The organism is Pedobacter sp. KACC 23697 (genome assembly GCF_045348445.1).
Classification (GTDB): Bacteria; Bacteroidota; Bacteroidia; order Sphingobacteriales; family Sphingobacteriaceae; genus Pedobacter.
Map to the genome: position 1 here is coordinate 4,493,109 of NZ_CP157485.1, position 23,491 is coordinate 4,516,599.

Genomic DNA, 23,491 nt, shown 5'->3' on the forward strand with positions numbered 1-23,491 from the left:
AAGTCACCATTCATAGTATGCCTGAAAACTTACCCATGAATGCCATCGTTTAAATTCTCTTACGGTATTAAACTCAGGTGAACGCCCAACAGCCATAGCAGATAACCTTATTGCCTGTTTTCCACAGGTTGGTATTTTAGCGCCTAAACCTAAATTCCAATCAAGGGTTGCTTTATTTAGTTGTTTAAAGCTTATCGTATAAGGACTGTCTCTAAACTGCCCCAGTAACAAAGCGTTGTAAAGCCAACCATTACCTTTAACACCCGAAAGGAGATAAACCTCCCATAAATTTTTATTTTCACTAGTGATGCCAACTAAATTTGCCATTGGCAAAGTATTCATTGCCCAACTTTTTTTATCAAGCAAACCTAACCTCGTATTTAAACCTAAGCCTGTACTTACATAATAACCTAAACGCACCTCGGCACTAGTGTTTAGCTGAAAAAGGCCAACATCGGTTCCCTCTCGCTTACCAATAAGCAACCAATCCTTTTTACCGGTAACCAAGAGTGTGGGTTCTCCTCCCTTTGAGATCTGACCTTCCCATCCGTAAGGAATATCAGCAGTATTTCCGAACCAGTGATCACGGTGAATTTTCGTTTGTACGGCTTTTGAAACATTTAATCCTATAGCCCCAACATTAATACCTAAAGTAATCAGCTCATTACCAGAATTATCCTGCAAACCCAAGCTCGTACCAATAACATTTAGACTGGCAAACGGCCGATCATTTTCGCGTTTAAATTCATGTACAGGATCGTGCAAATTACCTAAGTACTCAGGCGTAAATGTGGTGTTTGCAAGCATTATACTTGCATCATATACATCGTAATCTTTAAGTATTTTGCTAAAGAGGTTTTTCGCTATAAATCTATGCGGAGCGAAAAACCATGACCCACCGAGCCCTTTATCCTGATAAATTAAGCCAAGCCCCATAGTATAGTTCCTATCCGTAGCATAAGATGGCTTTACGAATTTTAGAAAATAATCTTGATCAAGAACAATTCCCACCCTTGTGTTGGGATTTATTGTCTGGGCATGCAAAGCAACACTATATGTAACGAAAAGTATAAGAATTTTAAGAGATCTCATGAGCGATAATTGTATATTATATAAATTTATTTGAAAGAATTTAATCTTCAACAATGGAGGTTAGATAATCTTCTGTATTTTCAAACTCCATTTGTTGATCGCCTCTATCGGTTATTTCACTTACTTCCCAAAAGTTAGCATATCCTTTTTTATCAAAAACATTGAAATCTATATATTGATATCCACTATCCCCATTCTCCGTTCCCCAAGAATTTTTGACCAAAAAGTATCCTTTTCCATCTTCTACTTTATAACCTGATACGCAAATTGCATGCCCACCTGAAAGAATCCGTGACGTTCTTTCCACCTGTGCTTTTCCTGTGTAAAGATCTTCTGGGGTTTGTAGGGCTACTATACATGGATTTCCGATATCAAGAGCCTTTAGAACAGCTAAGTAATCATTTTTTAAATCTTTAACTCCAGTCAAAAGGAAGCGCCCCTTACTACTATATCTAGTATCAAATCTAATTTGATATTGTGGCCAATAGATTTCTTCTAATATATAGTGGTGTTGAGCTGCATTGATTGCTTGCGGGGTTGAGAAAACCCCGTAAAAATCCCATAATGATCTTTCAGATAGATCAATTTTACCACCTAGTTTATTTTCAATCGCAGCAATAGTTGCAAAAGATGTACATGTGCCATTCCATTGGTTCTTAACTGATGTGTCTCGTTGTTTTAAAGAAACAACCCGATTTGAGCCCCAATTAATATCACTTTTTTGAATAAACCCTGCAGCCTTTAGTTGTAAAAATTTATCTAGCCCAATTACTTGATAAAAATTCGTTAAAATTGGTTTTTGATTCATGGTATTTTCGTTTCTATTAGTTTTCGGTGATCCTGTTTATTATTTTTATTTAAATTCTTATGTCATTCATATTTCTATTACCTCGAACCCTGAAACCTTTTCACCACCAACTCACCTGCAGCATTGATGCAATAGATGTCTTCATCATAGTTAGCATATCTTCTTGATAACACCGGTTTTAGTCCTTCATCTTCCAGTTTATGATGATCAAATGTTAAATAAAGTTCTACTCTGGAGCGGTCTTTATCCAAAGTGATGGTTTTTTTCGTTTTTACATTGTAAATATCTACTTCCTGAATTCGCCTGTAATTATAGCCCCAGCTAGAATCCTCTCCAAAATCTTTGCTTCTGCCAATCACAAAATAATCGTTCATCAAATGAAAGATGGTACTGATGCTCTTATCATTAAAAAGCCGTTTTCCCTTCAGGTCAACTAGATCTGCAACATTTCTCGTTTTACCATTGGTTAGGGTATTTTCTTCATTCAAAATCACGATCCCTATATTCTTAGGGAAATTATTTTTATTGTCTCCAAAAGCAGCGAAAGTGCTGTTATAATCCTTGCTTTTTAAAACCGTATCGCCATTTTCGTTCAAAAAATAGTTTAAACTTTTACCACTCATCGACATTGATCCTGGATAGTCGGCAAAAAACAATACATCTTTTGTGGGTTTAGATGGTGCTCTTTTTACGGGTACTTCAGCCTTTTTGCTTGCTGTTACAGGCATTTTCCCCATCGTTACGCGTACTTCCGTCACCTTATTCCTTTCTGCCGTTTCGGCCAGTTTCTTTTTAAAGTCAGCCTCCCTTTCGGCCTTTAGTTTTGCATTTCTGATTTTGCCCGCTTCATAGGCAGCTTTATCATCGGCTATCTTCTTTTTTCTGGCATCTTCATTCTCTTTTGCGCAAGCTGGACACATATTTTTGCCCTCCGAGTTATTCGAGCCTTTAGGGGCAAATCTGCAGTTATACCTTGCATATTCGCTTCTCGAAACATGTGATTGCGCATTTGCCATTTGTACCAGAAACAGCAACAAAATAGTGATTAAGAAATTTTTCATTTTAAGTTCGTTTAATTTATTGTAAAAATACCCGATCAACCAAACGATTTATATACCCTTTACTCGGTATATTTAGTACATAGTTTATATACTATATTTATGAAAAAATAGGTGTTACCTTAAACATTACAGCTAATTCTCTCATCAATGGATAAAGTTTTCTTGCTATTCTTATTTTTCCTAAATCTACTTCGGGTATGCTTTGCCCAGCAGGGCAACCCCATTTTAATCGATACGGCCAAAAAATTCAATATCAGCAAACATGGGTATTTCTTTGAGGACAAAAATTTAAACCTGAGCATCGATTCCATTATAAAATACAAGCAGGCCAATAAACTCTCGCCATTAACACCAGGAAAAGTGTTTAGTAAAGGTTATACCCAATCTTATTATTGGGTTATTTTTGATATTGAAAACACCTTAAATCAATCAGTACACCTGATGTTTAAGGAGCAGAGCTCCAGCATTAACCAACTTCAGCTGTTTAAAGTAGATGAGCAGGGAAAGATTTATCCACTGGGCTTAACCGGCGATCATTTCCCTTTTAAACAACGTCCTTATCGCAACAGAAGCTTTATCTACCCAATGATTCTTTCGCCTCATGAAAAAGCTACTTTTTATTTATGGGCAGATAAACGCGGCCAGAATATGTATATGCCGATGTCTATCGGACGTGATGTGGATATTATTCAGGCAGAAATTCCGCAGCACACCTTATTTGGATTTTATACTGGTGTTTTTGTTTTTGCTGTGATCTTTAATCTGCTGCTTTATGCCTCTGTCCGAGATCGCATCCACCTATATTATGCCATTTATATTTTCTGTACCCTCATTTTTATCCTGGAGGAAGAAGGACTAGCCTTCCAATGGTTTTATCCGAACCTGCCAGGTCTTCAAGACTATATGCGGTTAATTATGGCTTCGTTAAGTTGTGGTTTGTTAATCCAGGTGATGCAGCTGTTTGTGAATCAAAATAGGATGAACAGTAAATTATACTGCTTTACAAACTATTATAAAAGGTTCTGCTGGGCCATGTCCATTATTCCGGTAATGATGCTTTTCAAATCGTTTATCCTTTTAGAAAAAACGGTTTTTTACATCAACAATTTTCTGGCGCTACTCACGGTAATCATTATAATTATCTGTGTAGTGGAAAGAATTAGAGCAGGCTATAAGTTGGGCTGGTATTATTTTATTGCTACCGTAATGTTGTTATTTGGGGTTTTTAATTATGTTTTTAACACGTTGGGCCTCACAAACTTTAATTTATTAAAGCCAAATGGTTTAGTGGTAGGTTTAACAGCTGAAATTATTTTCCTTTCTTTTGCACTAACACAACGCTATAACTTTTTAAAGAAGGAAAAAGAAATTCTGCTCGAAGAAAAGAGCAAACACCAGGTAGACCTGGCCGATGGCATTTTTAATGCCCAGGAAGATGAACGGACACGTTTAGCCCGTGATCTTCATGATGACCTCGGCGGCACACTTTCCATTATAAAACTAAATATCACCGCTTTTCAGCACAAAGTTTTAAAACTTACAGCAAATGACCGCATATTTTACGACCAAACCATTAGCATGATTGAAAAGGCATGTGCCGACTTAAGAGAAATTTCGCACAATCTGATGCCTAAAAACTTTGAGCAACTGGGTTTAATTGAAACCCTGAAAGAAAACTTCATCACCTTAAACCACTCGGGTAATATTGCTTTCGAATTTGTTTACCAGGTAGAACATCCCATCGAAAGCGCTATGGAAATTACCATTTACCGTATGGTTAACGAACTCGTAAATAACATTAACAGGCATTCTTTTGCAACAAAAGCGACCATTCAGATTTTATCTTTTGATGAAAGGATCAATATCATGGCTGAAGACAACGGTATTGGTTTTAGTCAGGAAGAGGATAAAAAGGGACTAGGTATGCAGAATATCCGCTCAAGGGTAAGCTATTTGAACGGGAAAATTCAGGTAGACAGTAATCAAAATGGAACCACAATCGTTATTGATATTCCGCTGAAATAATGGACATAGTTGAACAAAAACCGACCACGTTGATGATCGCAGATGATCATAAACTGTTTGCCGAAGGATTATCAGCCATCCTTTCTGAACAACCGGGCTTTAAGATAATCGGCATGGCATCAAATGGAAAGGAAATCCTGCACCTTTTAAACCACCAAATACCTGATATTTTAATCCTGGATTTGAATATGCCTGTTTTAGATGGAGAAATTGCCGCCGAAAAAGTAAGACAGTTATTTCCTTCCGTAAAAATTATGGTATTATCAATGTATTATACGGTTAAATTAGCGGCAAAATTGGAAAGTATAGGGGTGAAGGCTTTCGTTCAAAAAGATACCGATGCAGAAACATTGTTTAGCATTATTTCCGCCTTGCAGCGTGGCGAAAAATATTTCCAGAAAATAAAACCTGATGTACAGCCATCGGCATTTAACGATGGGGACCATTTTCAAAAAAACCACAACTTAACAGCGAGAGAAATGGAAATCCTACAATTGATCAGTGAAGACTACTCTTCTCAGCAAATTGCCCAAAAATTATTTATTGCTTTAAATACTGTTGATACTCACCGTAAGAATATGGCGCAAAAGCTAAATGTAACCGGAAAAGCAGGATTATTAAAATTCGCCCTCGAAAATAAGCTCCGCTAAAATTTAATATATTTTCGATTATCGAATATAATTGGTATTTTTATACTACATACCGTTTTAGTATGCGGTATTATAATTATGAGCAAATCAATAAATACGGTAATAACCGGTACCGGAAGTTATATTCCACAAAATATTATTTCTGGTAATGAATTCTTAAGTTCGACGTTTTTTGAGAATGGTAACCGATTGGAGAAAGAGAATTCAGAGATCATCGATAAATTCTCTGAAATTACGGAGATCGTAGAAAGACGTTATGCCTGCCCTGAGCAGTTAAGCAATCATATTGGTGCTAAGGCCGCAGAAAAAGCCATTGAAAATGCAGGCATTGATAAAGAAACCTTAGATTATATTATATTCTGTCATAATTTTGGTGATATTCCTTTGGGTAGCAACCGAACAGATATTTTACCCTCTTTAGCCTCAAAGGTAAAACAGCAATTAGGTATTCAAAATCCGGATTGCGTTGCCTACGATATCATTTTTGGCTGCCCGGGCTGGGTTCAAGGCGCGATACAGGCTGATTACTATATTAAAAGCGGAGATGCGAAACGTGTTATGGTTATCGGTGCAGAAACTTTAAGCCGTATTATCGATCCGCATGACCGTGATAGTATGATCTTTTCGGATGGTGCCGGAGCAGTAATTTTCGAAGCAGAAGAAGCCGCAGAAAAAAAAGGAATATTAGCACATAAAACGGAAACGCATGCTGTTAACTACGGCAATTTGCTAACCATGGGCAAGAGCGCTCACCCTGATGAAACCAATGGAAACCTTTATTTAAAAATGAACGGACGTAAACTTTATGAGTTTGCGGTAGTTCAGGTACCTCAGGTGATTAAAAAGGCTATCGACAAGGCAGGTTTAAATGTTGATGATATCAATATTGTATTTGTGCATCAGGCCAATGGTAAAATGGATACCGCGATTATGAAACGTCTGTTCAAACTTTATGGTAAAGATACCGTGCCAGAAAACTTAGTCCCAATGACGATTTCCTGGTTAGGAAACAGTTCCGTTGCCACAGTACCAACGCTATTGGACCTGGTGCTAAAAGGAGAAGTGAAGGGCTATAGTGTTAAGGCTGGTGATGTAGCCGTATTTGCTTCAGTAGGGGCAGGTATGCACATTAATGCTTTTATATACCGCTTTTAATTGGCCAACCGTTTTAACCCGGCCCTGGCCTGGTTTTCAATACTGCTTTCAAACTCATGATTTTTCATGGCAATGGCAGTATTGAAAGCCTCTTTTGCTTTTACTACGTTTTTTCTCCTTTCATAAATCTTACCCATCTGCACCGCAGCGTTTGCCGCAAAATAATATCTCAGGTTTTTTCCTTCACTAATCGTTTCCTGATAAGCCGCTAACGCCTGGTCGTCTTTCCCTAAATCATCATAAATTCTACCTAAACGATAATTTAGTTCTGTTCTGTCTTTATCGTTAGCGTAATCTGTTGCCTTCTTATCATCAATGATCTGCAATGCCCTGCTTAAATAACCACCGTCAAACAGCAACCTTGCTTTTAAAAGATCAATGGTTGGGGTTCCTGCGGCAGCTTCAGCCTTTGCTTGTTTATCCTTTTCCATATAAGTATAGCCATTTTTAACCGCTTTGGCTGCAAAGGCTGTATATGCAGCTTTATCGCCTTTCAGAAGTGCGATCCAGCCCAAATGAAGGTAAGCATCCTTTACAAAGTTTACACCCTTTGTATTTTGCAGAAACCGGTTAAAATAGGTGCCGGCATTGAGGTCGAGTTTATTTAAATGCGCAATTCCTTCCAAATAGTCCAAATAAGGAAAAGGCTGATAAACGCCTCCCTCTGGCCGCCTGGCTAAAATGGCTATCGCCTCTTCACTGTGCCCGTTTTTTATGCATACATAACTCTGCAAATAACTTTTTAATAAACTGGTATCGGCAATACGTTCAGTATATTTCATGGTTTTGGCATAGGCCTGTGGGCTGTGTGCCACATCGGTTAAAACATAGGCATAATAAAACACCACCTCTTCGTAAAAAGGTTCGTAAGACGACTTCGGCAAGTTATCAGCTAGTTTTTCGAACATATTTAACCCGCTCTGCAGGTTTCCTTTAATGCCGAAAGTTGAAAGCGCCGTTTTTAAGGCACCATCAGGAAGATTGCCTAAAACAGCATTAATCAAGCCCAGGCCCTTTAAATTCAGGTGAAAATTTGGAAACTTCTTACTGTTATCCTGTAAAAGGCTGTTTGCTCTTTTAACTTCCATAGCCGCGTTAAAATACTCTCCGAAACGACCGCGAATGAGCGCCCATTGCAAATTAATTTCTGCCTGTGCATAAAGATAGTAGGGTGAATTTTTATCGTCATCACTTATTTGATCCAACCGTTTAGATTTATTTCCCTTTAAACGGTCAAAATCGGCCTTGCTTTCTGAAGTTAAAACAGTAAAATAATCTACATAATTTTCGAGAAGCGGAATAATGGAATTATTAGGATGCTGTTTCTTTTCTGTAGAGATATAGGCCCTTGCATTGCCCAGCTTAAGTTCGAATATGCTTTTATAAGCATTTAAGCAGTTGTTATTAAAATCGAAGTTTGCAAGCGAGAACAAAGGAGAGAAAAGCAGGGCAGATGTTATCAAAAAACGGAAACTTTTATTCATTAGGGATTCTATTTCGGTTTTGTGCTGTGCTGCCACAACAACTTCACATTTAAACAAATATCTACATTAAACGCTAAAATCATATTCTTGTTTTGAGTAAGGCGAAGAAAACAGGCTTAAACAAAAAACGTCCCGATTAAATCGGAACGTTCAAATAATCTTATGATTGAGCTTAAGCTTCTGCTACTTCGTGTGTTAGCGCTTCATCAACCAAAATACGACCGCAGTGTTCGCAAACAATAATTTTTTTACGCTGACGGATATCTAACTGCCGTTGAGGTGGAATCTGATTAAAACAACCAGAGCAAGAATCGCGATCGATGGTTACCACAGCCAGACCATTTACCGCATTTTTGCGTAAACGTTTATAGGCAACCAATAAACGCTCCTCGATTTGAGGCTCAGCTTTATCAGCTTTCTTTTGTAAATCCTGTTCTTCTTTTTCAGTTTCAGCAGTAATTACATCTAATTCGCCTTTTTTAACTTCTAAATCTTTCTTTCTTCCATCTAACTCTGCTTTAGCTGCTTCATAGATTTCAGTTTTAGAAGTAATTTCGAAACCGTGTTCTTTAATTTTCTTTTCAGAAACCTGGATATCTAAACCTTGAATCTCAATTTCTTTGGTTAAAGCATCGTATTCACGGTTATTTTTAACTTCTTTTAATTGAGAATCATATCTTTTGATCGCAGCTTGCGCATCTTTAATTGTATTTTTACGCGTTACGATCGAATCCTCAAGATCATCAAGCTCAGCTTTAATTTTTGCAATTCTAGTTTCTAATCCTAAAACGTCATCCTCAAGATCGGCAACCTCCATTGGTAATTCTCCACGCACCTGGCGGATCTTATCAATTTTTGTGTGGATATTTTGTAATTCGTATAAAGCTTTTAGCTTTTGTTCTACGGTTTGTTCCATTAAAACAAGTAATTTATGGGGTTTGTATTTTGCTCCGTTAAACGGATTGCAAAGTTAGTAAATTTTTTCTGAATAATTTCAAGCAATAAATTTGAGGTAAATTGTTCAGTTTCAAAGTGTCCGATGTCGGCAATGATCAGTTTTTCCTCCGCATCAAAAAACTCATGATATTTAAAATCTGCGGTAATAAATGCATCTGCCCCTGCAGCAATGGCTTCCTTTAACAGGAAACTTCCCGAACCTCCGCAAACTGCAACTTTTTTGATCCTTTTACCAATTACCTCTGTATGTCTGACTACTTTAGCCTGCATCCTGTCTTTTACCAGATGCAGAAAATCGTAGCCGTCCATATCATACTCCAGCCAGCCCACCATACCCGAGCCCACCAGTTGGTGTTTGTTTTCAAGTTTATAAATATCGTAAGCCACTTCTTCGTAAGGATGGTTCTCGAACAAAGCAACCAGAATTTTCCGCTCTGCCTGTGTAGGGTAAACCATTTCAATCCGCACTTCAGCCTCGCGATGGCGAACACCTTTTTCGCCCACAAAAGGGTCAGAATCTTCATTTCCCTTAAACGTACCAAAACCATCAGCATTGAAACTGCACTCGCTATAATTGCCAATGTTACCCGCTCCGGCATAAAATAAGGCAGATCGCAATTGTTCGGCCTGGGCCTGCGGGCAGTAGGTAACCAGTTTTTTTAACAAACCTGCTTTTGGCGAAAGTACCTTTGTACCTGTTAAGCCCAAACGCTCGCAGATTCTGGCATTTACGCCGGTGTGGATGCTGTCTAAGTTGGTATGGATGGCATAAAGTGCAATGTTATTTTTAATGGCTTTTAACACCACGCGCTCCACATAATTTTTGCCGTTCAGCTTTTTTAGTCCTTTAAAAACAATAGGATGATGAGTAATGATAAGGTTACAGCCTGTAGAAATGGCTTCATCTACAATTTTCTCCACGCAATCTAAAGCCACCAGCGCAGCACGGATTTCCATATTTGGATCGCCCACAATTAAACCGGAGTTATCATAATCTTCCTGGTAATTAAGTGGCGCAATGCTTTCTAAATAATTGGTAATTTCAGCTAATTTCATTTGATAAATATAAATAAAGCCTGCAGGTTTCGAAACTTGCAAAGCTAAAAAGAGACAACAATAAGTTAAAGCGTTTTCCTAAGATGTTATCAGATGCCTTAGGTGGTCACGTTATCTGGAAAATAGCTTCAGTGCGCTTCGGAGGTAAAAGTCCTGCTATCGCTGCAAGTCTTCACTCGTTCCGCGCTCCGGGCTTTACGCTTGATCAGGTTTATTTAACAAAGCGTTTGGTTCTTAGGGTATTAGAAAATTAAAAAACCTCTCAGGTTTCTGAGACCTGCGAGGTTTAAATATCAGATAATAATGATACTAGAATTTTCCTGCCTGCTGAAATCCACCGCCCATTCTTACCATCTGTAAACTTTCGAAAACCATTTTCTGGTTATGTTCAAAAGCAAGTGTTTTGTGGTTTACCACATCGATAATTGATCCGATGAAGCACAAACCTGCGGTTAAAAGGTACAAAATACCCATGCCGATCTGGCCTATGATAAACCTTTGTAAGCCCGGAACAGCAAACAGTCCGATTAAACAGAAAATCAACATATCTGATGGGTTTTTTCTTTTGCTGCTGTAAACCATCAGGAAATTACGTAACTGCTCTTCAGTTAAACCGGTTGTAGCTTGTTGTAAATATGAGTATTCCTCTGGTGTTATACCTGGTAACGACATTAGAGGTGATTGAAATATATCCATGGTTTCTATGTATTTGTGGTTGAAATTTTAAACTTATTTTTATTTTTTATCAATGTGTAAATTCTGTAAACGATGATTAAAAGTGCCGGAAACCCAAACCAATGTTCTGAAAAGCTTTCGGTAAACTCGCCATGTAAAATATGACTGATCGACCTGCCTATACCACATCCCGGACACCAATCCTTAAAACCCAAATTGGCTAAAGGACAAAGTGTAAAATGATGCTCATGGCCATTCGCTGTTGCCAGTAATATTAAAGCTGTTAACCAGAAAAAAAGTTCCAGTGGAAAGCTTTTAATGTACTTCATTGTTTCACTTTTTATAACATTTAGAGGCTATAGAACTACCTTTGTTACGTCGATTTGCCCTTAATCGACGAAAGGGGGATATATTTCGACCAAATGAACCATACCATCTAAGAATAAGTTTTCGTTTTTTCCCAAATCTGATTTCCATATCACAACCCAGCCAAAAATAGTTAAAAAAACCTTTACACAAATTGCGGGTTAATATTAAAAGATAAGCTTATTTTTGTGCCTTGAACATTCGAGATTTAATAAACCGATACAAAACCGACGATAGGGTAACCCAATTTACCAAAGCGTTGAATGCGACCAAAAACCCAAAGATACAATTAAAGGGATTGGTCGGTTCTGCCGATGCTATTGTTGCGCTTTCTTCTTATTTTTTATTACACAAACCCATCATGTTCGTTCTGCCGGACAGGGAAGAGGCTGCCTATTTCCAGTCGGACCTGGAAAGCGTGCTGGATAAACAGGTTTTACTGTTCCCTTCTTCTTACCGGAAATCTTTCGATTTTACGCAGGTAGATACTGCCAATGTATTGGCCCGTGCCGAGGTATTGAACGAACTGAACCACGATTCGGAATACGGAAAAATTGTCGTTTCTTATCCTGAAGCCATTGCCGAAAAAGTAATTGACCGCTCGGCACTGGAAAAAAACACGTTGGAAATCAGTCTTGGAGCTAAACTGGGTATCGATTTTATCAATGAATTTTTAATTGATTACGATTTTGACAGAAGAGATTTTGTTTACGAACCCGGACAATTTTCTATCCGTGGCGGTATTGTAGATATCTTTTCGTTTTCATCTGATCTTCCTTACCGCATCGAATTTTTTGGCGATGAGGTAGAAAGCATCAGAAGTTTCGAGATCGAAAGCCAGCTTTCAGTGGCCGATGTTAAATCGTTGACCATTGTTCCAAATGTTCAGGCCAAGTTTTTAACAGAAAGTAATATCAGCATTCTTGATTATATCGATCAGGATACACAGCTCTGGTTTAAAGATGTAGAATTTACCCTGGATATTGTTAAAGCTGGCTTCAAAAAGGCTGTCGATCTATGGAAAGCTTTGCCAGCAGCAGATAAAAGCCAAAACCCGGAATGGATTGATCCAAAATTTGCCTTTACTGACGAAAAGTTATTGGGTGATCACCTTCAGGATTTCCCCTTGGTAGAATTTGGCAAACAGTTCTTTTATAAAACAGACAACCGTTTCGAGTTCGAGACCAAACCCCAGCCATCCTTCAATAAAGATTTTAACCTGCTGATCCATAACCTGAAGGAGAATGAAAAAGCAGGGATTGTTAATTTTATTTTTACTGATTCGCCAAAGCAGATTGAGCGCTTATATGCTATTTTAGAAGATATTGATAAAACGGCCAAGTTCACACCAATCAATAGCATGCTGCGCGAGGGATTTGTTGATCCGCAGATCCAAACGGCATTTTACACGGATCACCAGATTTTTGACCGTTACTATAAATACAAGCTTAAAAAAGGCTATCAGAAAAGTCAGGCCATTACCTTAAAAGATTTGAGGGAACTAAAATCAGGTGATTATGTTACCCATATCGATCACGGAATCGGAAAATATGCCGGGCTAGAAAAAGTGGAGGTAAATGGCAAAACGCAGGAAATGATCCGCTTAATTTATGCCGATAACGACCTGCTTTATGTAAACATCAACTCATTAAACCGCATCGCCAAATACAGCGGTAAGGAAAGCGGTGTACCCAAGATGAATAAACTGGGTACGGATGCCTGGGACAAGCTAAAAAAAACTACTAAAAAAAAAGTTAAAGATATCGCCCGGGATCTGATCAAGCTTTATGCTTTGCGCAAAACCCAGGCCGGAACGGCATTTTCTCCAGATAGCTATTTACAAACTGAACTGGAAGCATCTTTTATTTACGAGGATACCCCTGATCAGTTAAAAGCGACTCAGGATGTAAAAAAGGATATGGAATCGCCACACCCAATGGACCGTTTGGTGTGCGGTGACGTAGGTTTTGGAAAAACAGAGATCGCCGTTCGTGCGGCATTTAAAGCCGTAGCGGAGGGTAAACAGGCTGCCGTTCTGGTGCCAACAACCATTTTAGCTTTACAACATTTTAAAACCTTCTCTTCCCGTTTAAAAGATTTCCCGGTTACGGTAGATTATATCAACCGTTTTAAAACCAATAAGCAGATTAAAGATACCCTGGCCGAAGCTGCTGCTGGCAAAGTTGACATCCTCATCGGAACACATCGTTTACTGAGCAAGGATGTTAAGTTTAAGGATCTCGGCATCATGATTATTGACGAAGAGCAGAAGTTTGGCGTTACGGCAAAAGAGCGTTTAAAAGCGGTACGTGTAAATGTTGATACTTTAACACTAACCGCAACACCAATTCCGAGAACATTGCATTTTTCTTTAATGGGCGCAAGGGATTTATCGATCATCAGCACCCCACCACCAAACCGCCAGCCGGTAAGTACAGAATTGCATGTTTTTAATGATAAATTGATCCAGGAAGCCGTTCAGTTTGAATTAGACCGTGGCGGACAGGTATTTTTTATCCATAACCGCGTCAACGACCTGATGCAATTGGGTGGGCTGATCCAGAAACTGGTTCCAAAGGCAAGAATCGGTATTGCGCACGGGCAGTTAGATGGCGATGCTTTGGAAGATGTTATGCTCGATTTCATTAATGGAGAAAAAGATGTTTTAGTAGCCACTACCATTATCGAAGCTGGTTTAGATATTCCGAACGCCAATACCATCATCATCAACCATGCACACATGTTTGGTTTGAGCGATCTGCACCAGATGCGTGGCAGGGTTGGCCGAAGCAATAAAAAAGCTTTCTGTTATTTACTTTCTCCACCTTTATCAACTTTAACCTCCGAAGCCCGTAAGCGTTTAAGTGCTATCGAAGAGTTTTCTGATCTGGGCAGTGGTTTTAATGTGGCCATGCGCGATTTGGATATCCGTGGGAGTGGAAATTTACTGGGCGCTGAGCAAAGTGGTTTCATTGCCGAAATCGGTTTTGAAATGTACCATAAAATATTGGACGAAGCGATACAGGAGTTAAAGGAGGCTGAATTTAAAGGGCTGTTCGAAAATGAACCTGCCCGTCCGTTTGTGGGCTTTACGCAGGTAGATACCGATCTCGAATTGTATATTCCGGATGCTTATATCACCAATATTACGGAGCGTTACAATTTATATACTGAACTTTCTAAACTCGATAACGAGGCAGAACTCGCCATTTTTGAAAAACATTTGGCGGATCGTTTCGGACCGGTTCCGCCACAGGTAAAAACCATGCTCAGTGTGGTTCGATTACAGTGGCTGGGTAAGAAATTAGGTTTTGAGAAAATCAGTTTCAAGAAAAATAGTTTGCGTGGCTATTTCTTAAGCGATAAACAATCGGCTTATTTCGACTCGAATACCTTCACTAAAATTTTAACTTTTGCACAGAACCATCCACGGATGTGCAATTTAAAAGAGGTAAAAAATACGCTAAGGATTGCTTTTGATCATGTAAAAACCGTTGAGGAAGCAATCGAAACTTTAGAACTTATCGATTAAAAACGTTAATTCAGTCAGTTCATTGACTGAATTAACGTTAATTCAGTCAGTCTATTGACTGAATTAATGTTTTTTAGTATATTTGACTTAAATGAGCAGTCAAATTGTTAGATCTTTAAAACCTATTATTCTCAACAAAATTGGGAAGAATAAGGTCATCTTAATTTTCGGCACAAGGAGGGTAGGCAAAACCTGGTTAGTAGAAAGCATTATTAAAGATGCGAATATCAACCATCTTTCTTTAAACGGAGAAGATCAGGATGTACAGGTATTATTGTCAACCCGTACAGCGGCAAATTATAAAAGGGTTTTAGGTGATGCCAAACTGCTCATTATTGATGAAGCCCAGGTTATACCCGAAATCGGAAAAATATTAAAGTTACTGATCGATACTTTTAAAGACCTTACCATTATTGCCAGTGGATCATCCACCTTCGATTTGTCGAACCAAACAGGTGAGCCCTTAACCGGAAGAAGTTTAACTTATTATCTATACCCCATAGCACAGGTTGAACTGGATAAACAGGAAAATGCCTTACAAACCACCCAAAACTTAGAGGAAAGATTAATTTTTGGTTCTTATCCGGAGTTGTTTCATCTGAGTTCATTAGCTGAAAAAGCACAATATTTAACTGAATTGGTTAAATCATATCTTTTAAAAGATATTTTAATGTACGAGAACATCCAAAATAGCGCGAAACTACTGGAATTATTAAAACTTATTGCCTATCAGGTAGGATCGGAAGTTTCGATTGATGAAATTTCCCGTACTTTGGGCATCAGTAAAAATACCGTAGACCGTTATCTCGATTTACTTTCGAAGGTTTTTATCATCTATAAAGTTGGCGGATACAGTAATAATTTACGGAAAGAGGTTACAAAGTCATCCAAATGGTATTTTTACGACAATGGCATCCGGAATGCGATTGTTAATGATTTCAGATTATTAGCATTACGTAATGATCAGGGCATTTTATGGGAAAATTACTGTTTTAGTGAGCGCATTAAAAAAATGGAGTACGAACAGCAAAGTACCACTTACTATTTTTGGAGAACTTATGACCAACAGGAAATAGACCTTATTGAAGTTAATAACGGAGAAATTTTAGCTGCCGATTTCAAATGGGGAAACCAAAGGAAAAAAATACCTGGTTTTTTTGCCAAAAACTATCCTCAAGCCACGTTTTCTGTAATTAACAAAGAAAATTATTTAGATTTTATATTATAAATGTTAGATCCGACCTTATTGCTCGATTTAGTGAAAATGCAAATGCCTTATGGAAAATACAAAGGTTACCTGATCTGCAATATACCTGAAAGTTACTTGCTTTGGTATAAAGATAAAGGTTTCCCGAAAGGCAAATTGGGCGATTTGATGGCTACGATGTTCGAAATCCGGGTGAATGGTTTGGAGTATTTATTAACGCCGTTGAAGAATCAGCGGTGATGGATCGCTAATGGATATAACGTCATTTCGAGCGAAGTGCAACGAAGCCGAGAACCACGAAGTGCAGCTAAGCTAAATCTATGTAGACAGATCTCTCCATTGCGCTGCGCTCCAGTCGAGATGACGATTTTTCTATTGATTTCCACAGAAAATCTGCGTCGATCAGTGTAATCTGCGGGAAAAAACTTTATATCTCACACCCATTCTCATTACAAACTGCATCATCATTTTTATTTAACGAAGTAAGTTTGGTTTTAGGCTGCGTTTCTTTCCACTCGGTAAAACTTTGGGTAAGCGCATCGGTGAAAGCCTGAACGGGCTGAGCACCCGAAACACCATATTTGCGATCCATTACAAAGTAAGGTACGCCACGAATGCCTAAATTCTGGCTTTCATAAATGTCGTAGCGCACGGCTTCGGCAAATTGGTCACTGCTTAAAACGGCTACAGCTTCATCCTTATCCAGGCCAATTTCTACAGCAAGATCAACTAAAACATCGGTTTCGCCAATATTTTTGCTGTTTACAAAATGAGCTTCAAATAATTTCTCTTCAGCTAAATCCTGAAGACCATGTTTTGCTGCCAAGTGAATCAAACGGTGTGCGTTAAAGGTATTAGCCGGAATATTGGTATCGAAATCGATGCTTAAGCCTGCATTTGCCGCCATATCAACCACCTGTTTTGTCATCTGTTTGGCTTGCTCAACTGGCATTCCTTTACTTCTTGATAGATAATCGTATACCGTTTCATTATTGGTATTGTGATACTCCGGATTGAGCTGGAAACTCTTCCAATCTATTTCAATTTCATTTTTGAAGGGCAATTGTTCCATCGCCTGCTCAAAATGTCTTTTCCCGATATAGCAAAACGGACACATTACGTCCGACCAGATTTCTACTTTCATAATCCAAAATTAAGCGGATTATAATTGGCTATAGTAAGAACAAAGTAAAAAGCCACTATCGTTTGGGATAGTGGCTCTCACGCTTCAAAAAAAGTTTTTTAGCTCAAGATATCTCGATTTCGCTATGCTTCAGTCGAAATGACGAATTTTATATTAAATTTTTCAATGGCAGTTTGCTGAAGACAAGGTACATGCATTTTTAAGCAACTAACTCAATTATAATTATTTATACAACTGGTTAAATATTAGCTTGAAAGTACCATGCGTTTGTGCTCTAAAGACAATTTCAGGGCCAAAAGCAAGCAATTTACCTTTACCCACTTTTGCTTCAAAAGCTGTTATCCCATCTTGCAGATAGGCCTGCCCCCAGGCCCAGCCGCTGCGCAACGGTACAGCATTTTGAAACCACATCAAAGGTTTAATCTTTCCAGCTGCAATGGCGTCGCCAGTGAGTTTAAAAACAGGACTATTATCGAAATATACATCAGCTTCTTTTTCCATTCCCCAATTGGCTGGCAAATTGGTATCTACACTAACATTCAACACACTCCCGGGAACATAATATTTCTCAGCAGGTAATCTTTTTTCTTCTCCGTTTACAATTTCTACCATCGCATTACGTACGGGAAGGTTTAAGTGATAAGCCAGACTGGTACTGCTGCCAATGGTTACAATATTTCCACCGGCTTCTAAAAATTTCTTTAACTCAGGGATCGATTTATCAGCAGTAATCCTACCTAAACGGTTTCTAAATTCCTGAGGAATCTCTTCTGCTTTTGGTCCGAAAGTTCTGTTTCCAAACCCTCCGCCCTGAACAGATGGTATAGCCCCACCCACAAAAATGATCACATCGAATTTAGATTTTAAATTTCCGGCATCAATGTCCTGCGGATAGATAACCGTGGCATTATAATGATACTGCTCCATTAAAAACCGCACCCAGCCCGAGGCCATAGAACCTCCGTATGTATCCCAAAGGGCAATTCTGGCGGTCGAAACTTTAGTTTTATCCTTTGCAGCAGCAGCAATTTTTAGTTTAATATTTGCTTTTTCCAATATTGATTTCCCTGCTGATGAAACATAAAAATCTCCATTTTCAGTAGAACGGTAAACTTCAATTTTGTTTTTTAATAATTCATTAACTGCGCTATATGAATCATTTTGAGCAGCACTTAATACATAGCCTGATCCATTTGGCAGTTTATGCTCTGGTTTTAAGAGTTCCCCGTAAGGATTTTTTTCAAAGGGACCTGAAAAATCGTCCAGAATACGGTCGAATTTCACATCCATTAAATATGCCAAAGTCCATCCGGCAGCATCATACGGCGGAATGGGTGCACCCCCTTCGTATTTAAAATCATTTGGGTGATCCTGAGGCTCAAACATATCCAACACATGTGGACGGAAAGCCTGATCGGTTTTGACGATATAACTTCCGGCAGGATAATCTTTACCGGCAACGGTAAATGGAGCTGTTGCCTTTTGAACTACAACACCCGTCCTGATCAGCGCGTTTAAAAATTTAATGGCAGTATTAAAATCAGGCTGATCTGCTGATAAAATATAACCCCGTGGATCACGGTTTGATGGGGCTTTCATTACCGTATCAAAAGCTTTTATGCTGATCGGACGTCTTGGTCCAAAATCTGCATCGCCCCCAATAGCAGAACTGCCTTTTGCAGCTTTATTAATGGCTTCTATCTTTTTAGGCGAAAAAGACCAGGTATCTTTTTCACCGCGTTCTATAGAATTTCTGCCCATCTGGTAAATATTAAACAACAATTCATCGCGGTAACGCTGTGCATAATTTAAAACAGCATAATTTAAGGATACCGAATAATCGATTGAATTTTTAAAATACCATTTCCTTGGTGTAATGGGATTGGGTGAATCGCCATTCGGTAATAATCTGGAAGGAACGAGCGGAATTTCAGAAGGCGTAGGATTTCCGATAATTTCGGTCAACAGTCCAATCATGTTATGAAAATAGGTTGTGGTTCTTAATCCGCCATTGTACCAGGTAGAATAAACCGACCCTCCCCGTTGTGTATACCCGGGTTTATTTTCAACGTTCATCCTGTTGTGCATAGCGGCACCAACGGCATCTAAACTGGTTAACAAGGTTGGATCAAAAACATAATTAAACGGATCCCGATAGGGTGGCCCCGCCACAACCGTTCCCGCCGGACCAGCCTGATGATGGTTGTACATAATCTGCGGAATCCACTCTACAAAAAGCTGACGACCGATATTCTGCGTTTCTTTAAGATTTAACATAAAGAAATCACGGTTATTATCGTGCCCTGCATATTTTTCGTACAAAACCGGCAAGCCTGAGGTTGTTCTTTTATTAGGCTCTTTATCCCTCATGTACCAATTACTCACCAGCTCCTGCCCATCAGGATTGGCATGTGTAAACAATATAATTACATTATCTAAAATGCGTAAGGTCTCCGCATCCTTTCTTGAAGCAAATTCATATATTGTTTCGATCAATTGATGTGCACCAACCACCTCGTTTGCATGCAGGCCTCCATCTATCCAAACCACCGCTTTACCTTCCCGGGCCAGTGCTTTAGCCTGCTCAGGTGTAATTTCGGCATGGGCCAGCTGTTGTGAAATTTCCTTATATCGATCTAATTTCTTCAGGTTTTCAGGTGAAGAAACAATCAACATATATTGACTTCTGCCTTCTTCGGTTTTACCAATATCAACCAGTTTAATACGGTTAGAAGTTGCTGCAATCTTTTTAAAATAGGCTTCTGTTTGGGTATAATTGGCCAATTGATAATCGTCGCCGATATCAAAACCGAAATGAGATTTTGGCGTTGGTACCTCCTGCGCCAGCACTGCATAGCTGTTTACCATTAAAAAAGCAATGCAAAGCCCTTTAAAGTAGTTTTTTATCATAATAAGAGTTTAGTTAGGTAACCAAATATAACAGAGAATAGGTACCAAAAACCGCTTGCTGTAAATTTGTTACAAGTTTTAAATCCTAATCCATACATTTGCCTCGATGTAAGTTCTTAACTTTATTTTTCATCAACCGATACAGGTTCCCGGAATTACACCCGGGATTAATAGGGAATCGTGTGCAAATCACGAGCTGTCGCGCAACTGTAAATTCTGTCTTTTAGCAAAAAGACAACGGTCTTATCATTCATGCCACTGTGCCGCTTATCGGGATGGGAAGGCGATAAAATCGGGAATAAGTCAGGAGACCTGCCTATATTGAATTGACGGTACTTTCGCGTTATAAAGTAATTGGTCAGGTCTGATTGTACACGATAAAATTAAAATTTTATACGCTTGCTTTAAGCTTTTTGCTGATAAGCGGGCAGGCTGTGCCATAACCTTTCCTTTAACTTTTAACAAAGAGTATTACAAATATTGCTTAAGAGCTTTTAAACGATTTATTTACTTAATCTTTAAGAGAAATGCTAACGCAAAATCTGGGCTATCCGCGGATAGGTAGCCAAAGGGAATTAAAGAAAATCTGCGAAAATTACTGGGCAGATAAAACTGGGTACAAAAATGTACTGCAGGTGGGCAAAAACATTCGCCACGAAAACTGGAAACTTCAAAAAGAAGCAGGCATTGATGTGATTCCATCAAACGATTTTTCTTTTTACGACCATGTACTCGATCACTCTTTAACTTTTGGGGCCATCCCGAAAAGGTACAATGAGGTAATCCTGAAAAAAGGCAATGAAGAACTGGATCTTTATTTCGCTATGGCGAGGGGCTACCAAAAAGAAGGACTGGATGTGGTAGCGATGGAAATGACCAAATGGTTCGATACCAATTACCATTACATTGTGCCCGAATTTTACAAAGACCAGCCTTTTAAACTTTTCTCAACAAAAATCATCGATGAGTTTTACGAGGCCAAACAATTGGGTATTACCACCAAACCTGTTCTAATCGGTCCGGTTTCCTACCTTTTATTGGGTAAAGAAAAAGAAGCCGGCTTTGAAAAAATAGACCTGATTAAAAACCTGCTTCCGGTTTATATCGAGATTTTATCTCGCTTAGATGCTTTGGATGTAGAATATGTACAGTTTGATGAACCATTTTTGACTTTAGATTTAACCGACAAAGACAAAAAAGCTTATGAATATGCTTATAAGGAAATTAGAAAAGCTTTCCCTGGGTTAAAGATCATTTTAGCGACTTATTTCGAGGGTTTAGGCAACAATCTTGCTTTAACTACTTCATTGCCTGTAAATGTTTTACATATCGATCTGGTACGTGCCGAAGATCAGTTAAATGACGTTTTAGCTTCTTTAAAAAACGAAACCATCCTTTCTTTAGGCGTGGTAGACGGACGAAATATCTGGAAAAATGATTTCGAAAAATCTGTTTCTATCATCAATCAGGCGGTAGAAAAACGAGGATTGGATAAAGTATGGATTGCACCATCCTGCTCATTAATCCACTCACCGGTTGATCTGGATAATGAAACCAATGAGAAAAATTTATCGGAAGAAATTAAACAATGGCTGGCCTATGCGAAACAAAAAGTTGCAGAGCTGGCAACCTTAAAAAAACTGATCATCAACGAAAACCCTGCATCTACCCTGCAAAAACTCGAAGAAAATAAGATGGCTATTGCTAACCGGAAAGTTTCTAAAATCATCCATAATCCGGCAGTAAAAGAACGTGTTTTGGCCTTAAAAGAGCAGGATGCCGAACGTTTGAGTCCATTTTCTGCCAGAAAAATCAAGCAACAGGAGCTTAATCTACCCATTTATGCTACGACAACCATCGGATCATTTCCGCAAACCGCAGAGGTTAGAAGCTGGCGGGCCAAACTTAAAAACGGAACTTTTACTGTTGAAGAATACGATAATTTAATTGCGCAGGAAACCGAAAAAGCGGTAAAATGGCAGGAAGAAATCGACATCGATGTACTGGTACATGGTGAGTTTGAGCGTAACGACATGGTTGAATACTTCGGTGAGCAATTAGACGGTTTCGCTTTTTCTAAAAACGGATGGGTACAAAGTTATGGCTCACGCTGTGTAAAACCGCCAATCATTTTTGGTGATGTTTCGCGCCCTGAACCTATGACGGTGAAATGGACAGCCTATGCGCAATCGCTTACTTCGAAATACATGAAAGGTATGTTAACTGGTCCGGTTACCATCTTACAATGGTCATTTGTGCGTAACGATCAGCCCCGTTCTGAAACCTGCACACAAATTGCATTGGCCATCCGCGATGAAGTTTGCGACCTGGAAAATGCGGGTATTAAAATCATCCAGATTGATGAACCCGCCATTAGAGAGGGTTTGCCTTTGCGCAAGGCGGATTGGCAAAATTACCTGAACTGGGCAGTTAAAGCTTTTAAAATATCAGCCAGTGGCGTAAAAGATGATACCCAGATCCACACGCATATGTGCTATTCGGAGTTTAACGATATCATTCAAAACATTGCCGATATGGATGCAGATGTAATCACGATCGAAACCTCGCGTTCGCAGATGGAATTATTAGATGCTTTTGCCGATTTTAAATATCCAAACGAAATTGGACCAGGTGTTTATGATATTCATTCTCCTAGGGTTCCGAAACGCGAAGAAATGGTTCAGTTGCTCAAAAAAGCCAAAGCGGTTATTCCTTCCGATCAACTTTGGGTAAACCCTGATTGTGGCTTAAAAACCCGCGGATGGGATGAAACCAAAAAAGCATTGATTGAAATGGTTGAAGCGGCAAAAGAGATGCGTAAAACAGAAGAAGTACTTTCAGCAGATCTGCAGGCAAATTAATTGCCACATTTGTTTCCCCTGAGAGACAGTTTTCTCTGAAGCAAATCCTTACTTTGACAACTTTCTAATCAGAAAGTTGTCAAAGCTTTTTACTCACCCTATATTTACCCCATGACCCTAGCAGAAAGAATAGAAAATTCAAAAACCAGTATTTTTAAAGCCGTTTTCCCAAATACAACCAATCATTACGATACGCTTTTTGGCGGCACCGCTATGCATTTAATGGACGAAGTTGCTTTTATTACCGCCACGCGTTTTAGCCGCCAGATTATGGTAACAGTAAGCAGCGATCGGATCGATTTCAAAAAACCAATCCCAGCGGGTACCATCATAGAGCTTATTGGCCAAGTAAGCCATGTTGGGAATACCAGTTTAAAGGTTAATGTAGAAATTTACATTGAGCAGATGTACGCCGAAGGAAGGGAACTGGCCGTACATGGAGATTTTACTTTTGTAGCTATTGATGAAAACAAAAAACCGGTACAGGTAATCAAATAATGTTATAAAT

At 38.9% G+C, this 23,491-nt stretch carries 18 protein-coding genes and 1 riboswitch; of the genes, 8 read left to right on the forward strand and 10 right to left on the reverse strand.

Annotated features, from left to right (window positions below):
• Positions 1 to 3: 3 nt before the first annotated feature.
• The 3 genes from ABEG20_RS18185 to ABEG20_RS18195 all read right to left on the reverse strand — a co-directional run bounded on the left by ABEG20_RS18185 (position 4) and on the right by ABEG20_RS18195 (position 2,961).
• Positions 4 to 1,143, reverse strand: a complete 1,140-nt coding sequence (locus tag ABEG20_RS18185; RefSeq protein WP_406824667.1) for a lipid A-modifier LpxR family protein — start codon at positions 1,141 to 1,143, stop codon at positions 4 to 6.
• Positions 1,133 to 1,900, reverse strand: coding sequence for a C1 family peptidase (locus ABEG20_RS18190; RefSeq protein WP_406824668.1), 768 nt, complete (start codon positions 1,898 to 1,900; stop codon positions 1,133 to 1,135). Before ABEG20_RS18190 ends, ABEG20_RS18185 begins: the two co-directional genes overlap by 11 nt.
• Before the next feature lie 77 nt (positions 1,901 to 1,977).
• The gene (locus ABEG20_RS18195; protein WP_406824669.1) at positions 1,978 to 2,961 is read right to left on the reverse strand and encodes a cell envelope integrity protein TolA; all 984 of its coding nucleotides are present in this window, start codon (positions 2,959 to 2,961) and stop codon (positions 1,978 to 1,980) included.
• 147 nt (positions 2,962 to 3,108) lie between these two features.
• Between ABEG20_RS18195 and ABEG20_RS18200 the strand changes: the two genes are divergently transcribed.
• From ABEG20_RS18200 to ABEG20_RS18210, 3 genes are all read left to right on the forward strand, one after another.
• The gene (locus ABEG20_RS18200) at positions 3,109 to 4,986 is read left to right on the forward strand and encodes a 7TM diverse intracellular signaling domain-containing protein (RefSeq protein WP_406824670.1); all 1,878 of its coding nucleotides are present in this window, start codon (positions 3,109 to 3,111) and stop codon (positions 4,984 to 4,986) included.
• Entirely contained in the window at positions 4,986 to 5,636 is a 651-nt protein-coding gene (locus ABEG20_RS18205; protein WP_406824671.1) for a response regulator, read from the forward strand. The genes ABEG20_RS18200 and ABEG20_RS18205 overlap by 1 nt, the downstream gene beginning before the upstream one ends.
• 78 nt (positions 5,637 to 5,714) lie before the next feature.
• Entirely contained in the window at positions 5,715 to 6,791 is a 1,077-nt protein-coding gene (locus ABEG20_RS18210; protein WP_406824672.1) for a 3-oxoacyl-ACP synthase III family protein, read from the forward strand.
• Here ABEG20_RS18210 and ABEG20_RS18215 read toward each other — a convergent pair.
• The 5 genes from ABEG20_RS18215 to ABEG20_RS18235 form a co-directional block, all read right to left on the reverse strand.
• Positions 6,788 to 8,275, reverse strand: coding sequence for a tetratricopeptide repeat protein (locus ABEG20_RS18215; RefSeq protein ID WP_406824673.1), 1,488 nt, complete (start codon positions 8,273 to 8,275; stop codon positions 6,788 to 6,790). The two genes, ABEG20_RS18210 and ABEG20_RS18215, sit on opposite strands and share 4 nt — an antisense overlap.
• 172 nt (positions 8,276 to 8,447) lie before the next feature.
• Positions 8,448 to 9,191, reverse strand: a complete 744-nt coding sequence (locus ABEG20_RS18220) for a C4-type zinc ribbon domain-containing protein (RefSeq protein WP_205056920.1) — start codon at positions 9,189 to 9,191, stop codon at positions 8,448 to 8,450.
• Entirely contained in the window at positions 9,191 to 10,288 is a 1,098-nt protein-coding gene (locus ABEG20_RS18225) for a Nif3-like dinuclear metal center hexameric protein (protein WP_406824674.1), read from the reverse strand. Before ABEG20_RS18225 ends, ABEG20_RS18220 begins: the two co-directional genes overlap by 1 nt.
• Positions 10,289 to 10,597: 309 nt before the next feature.
• Positions 10,598 to 10,984 (reverse strand): TM2 domain-containing protein, encoded by a 387-nt coding sequence (locus ABEG20_RS18230; protein ID WP_090497432.1) that lies wholly within the window; start codon positions 10,982 to 10,984, stop codon positions 10,598 to 10,600.
• Between the two features lie 5 nt (positions 10,985 to 10,989).
• Complete coding sequence (locus tag ABEG20_RS18235) at positions 10,990 to 11,292, reverse strand: DUF2752 domain-containing protein (RefSeq protein WP_406824675.1); 303 nt, start codon at positions 11,290 to 11,292, stop codon at positions 10,990 to 10,992.
• Between the two features lie 230 nt (positions 11,293 to 11,522).
• Here ABEG20_RS18235 and mfd point away from each other — a divergent pair, with 230 nt between their 5' ends.
• The 3 genes from mfd to ABEG20_RS18250 all read left to right on the forward strand — a co-directional run bounded on the left by mfd (position 11,523) and on the right by ABEG20_RS18250 (position 16,308).
• Positions 11,523 to 14,861, forward strand: a complete 3,339-nt coding sequence (gene mfd, locus ABEG20_RS18240) for a transcription-repair coupling factor (protein ID WP_406824676.1) — start codon at positions 11,523 to 11,525, stop codon at positions 14,859 to 14,861.
• 91 nt (positions 14,862 to 14,952) lie between these two features.
• Complete coding sequence (locus tag ABEG20_RS18245; protein ID WP_406824677.1) at positions 14,953 to 16,089, forward strand: ATP-binding protein; 1,137 nt, start codon at positions 14,953 to 14,955, stop codon at positions 16,087 to 16,089.
• Complete coding sequence (locus ABEG20_RS18250) at positions 16,090 to 16,308, forward strand: DUF3820 family protein (protein WP_025141651.1); 219 nt, start codon at positions 16,090 to 16,092, stop codon at positions 16,306 to 16,308. It abuts the gene before it with no gap.
• Between the two features lie 187 nt (positions 16,309 to 16,495).
• Here the strand turns inward: ABEG20_RS18250 and ABEG20_RS18255 are convergent, their stop codons facing one another.
• Entirely contained in the window at positions 16,496 to 17,212 is a 717-nt protein-coding gene (locus ABEG20_RS18255) for a DsbA family protein (RefSeq protein WP_406824678.1), read from the reverse strand.
• A gap of 222 nt (positions 17,213 to 17,434) precedes the next feature.
• A complete protein-coding gene (locus ABEG20_RS18260) occupies positions 17,435 to 20,122 on the reverse strand; it encodes a M14 metallopeptidase family protein (protein ID WP_406824679.1) in 2,688 nt (895 codons plus the stop codon).
• Between the two features lie 126 nt (positions 20,123 to 20,248).
• Positions 20,249 to 20,457, forward strand: a riboswitch (cobalamin riboswitch).
• A 192-nt stretch (positions 20,458 to 20,649) separates the two neighbouring features.
• Here ABEG20_RS18260 and metE point away from each other — a divergent pair.
• Together metE and ABEG20_RS18270 are read left to right on the forward strand one after the other, a co-directional pair.
• Positions 20,650 to 22,983 (forward strand): 5-methyltetrahydropteroyltriglutamate--homocysteine S-methyltransferase, encoded by a 2,334-nt coding sequence (gene metE / locus ABEG20_RS18265; RefSeq protein ID WP_406824680.1) that lies wholly within the window; start codon positions 20,650 to 20,652, stop codon positions 22,981 to 22,983.
• A 111-nt stretch (positions 22,984 to 23,094) separates the two neighbouring features.
• Complete coding sequence (locus ABEG20_RS18270) at positions 23,095 to 23,481, forward strand: acyl-CoA thioesterase (protein ID WP_406824681.1); 387 nt, start codon at positions 23,095 to 23,097, stop codon at positions 23,479 to 23,481.
• Positions 23,482 to 23,491: the final 10 nt, after the last annotated feature.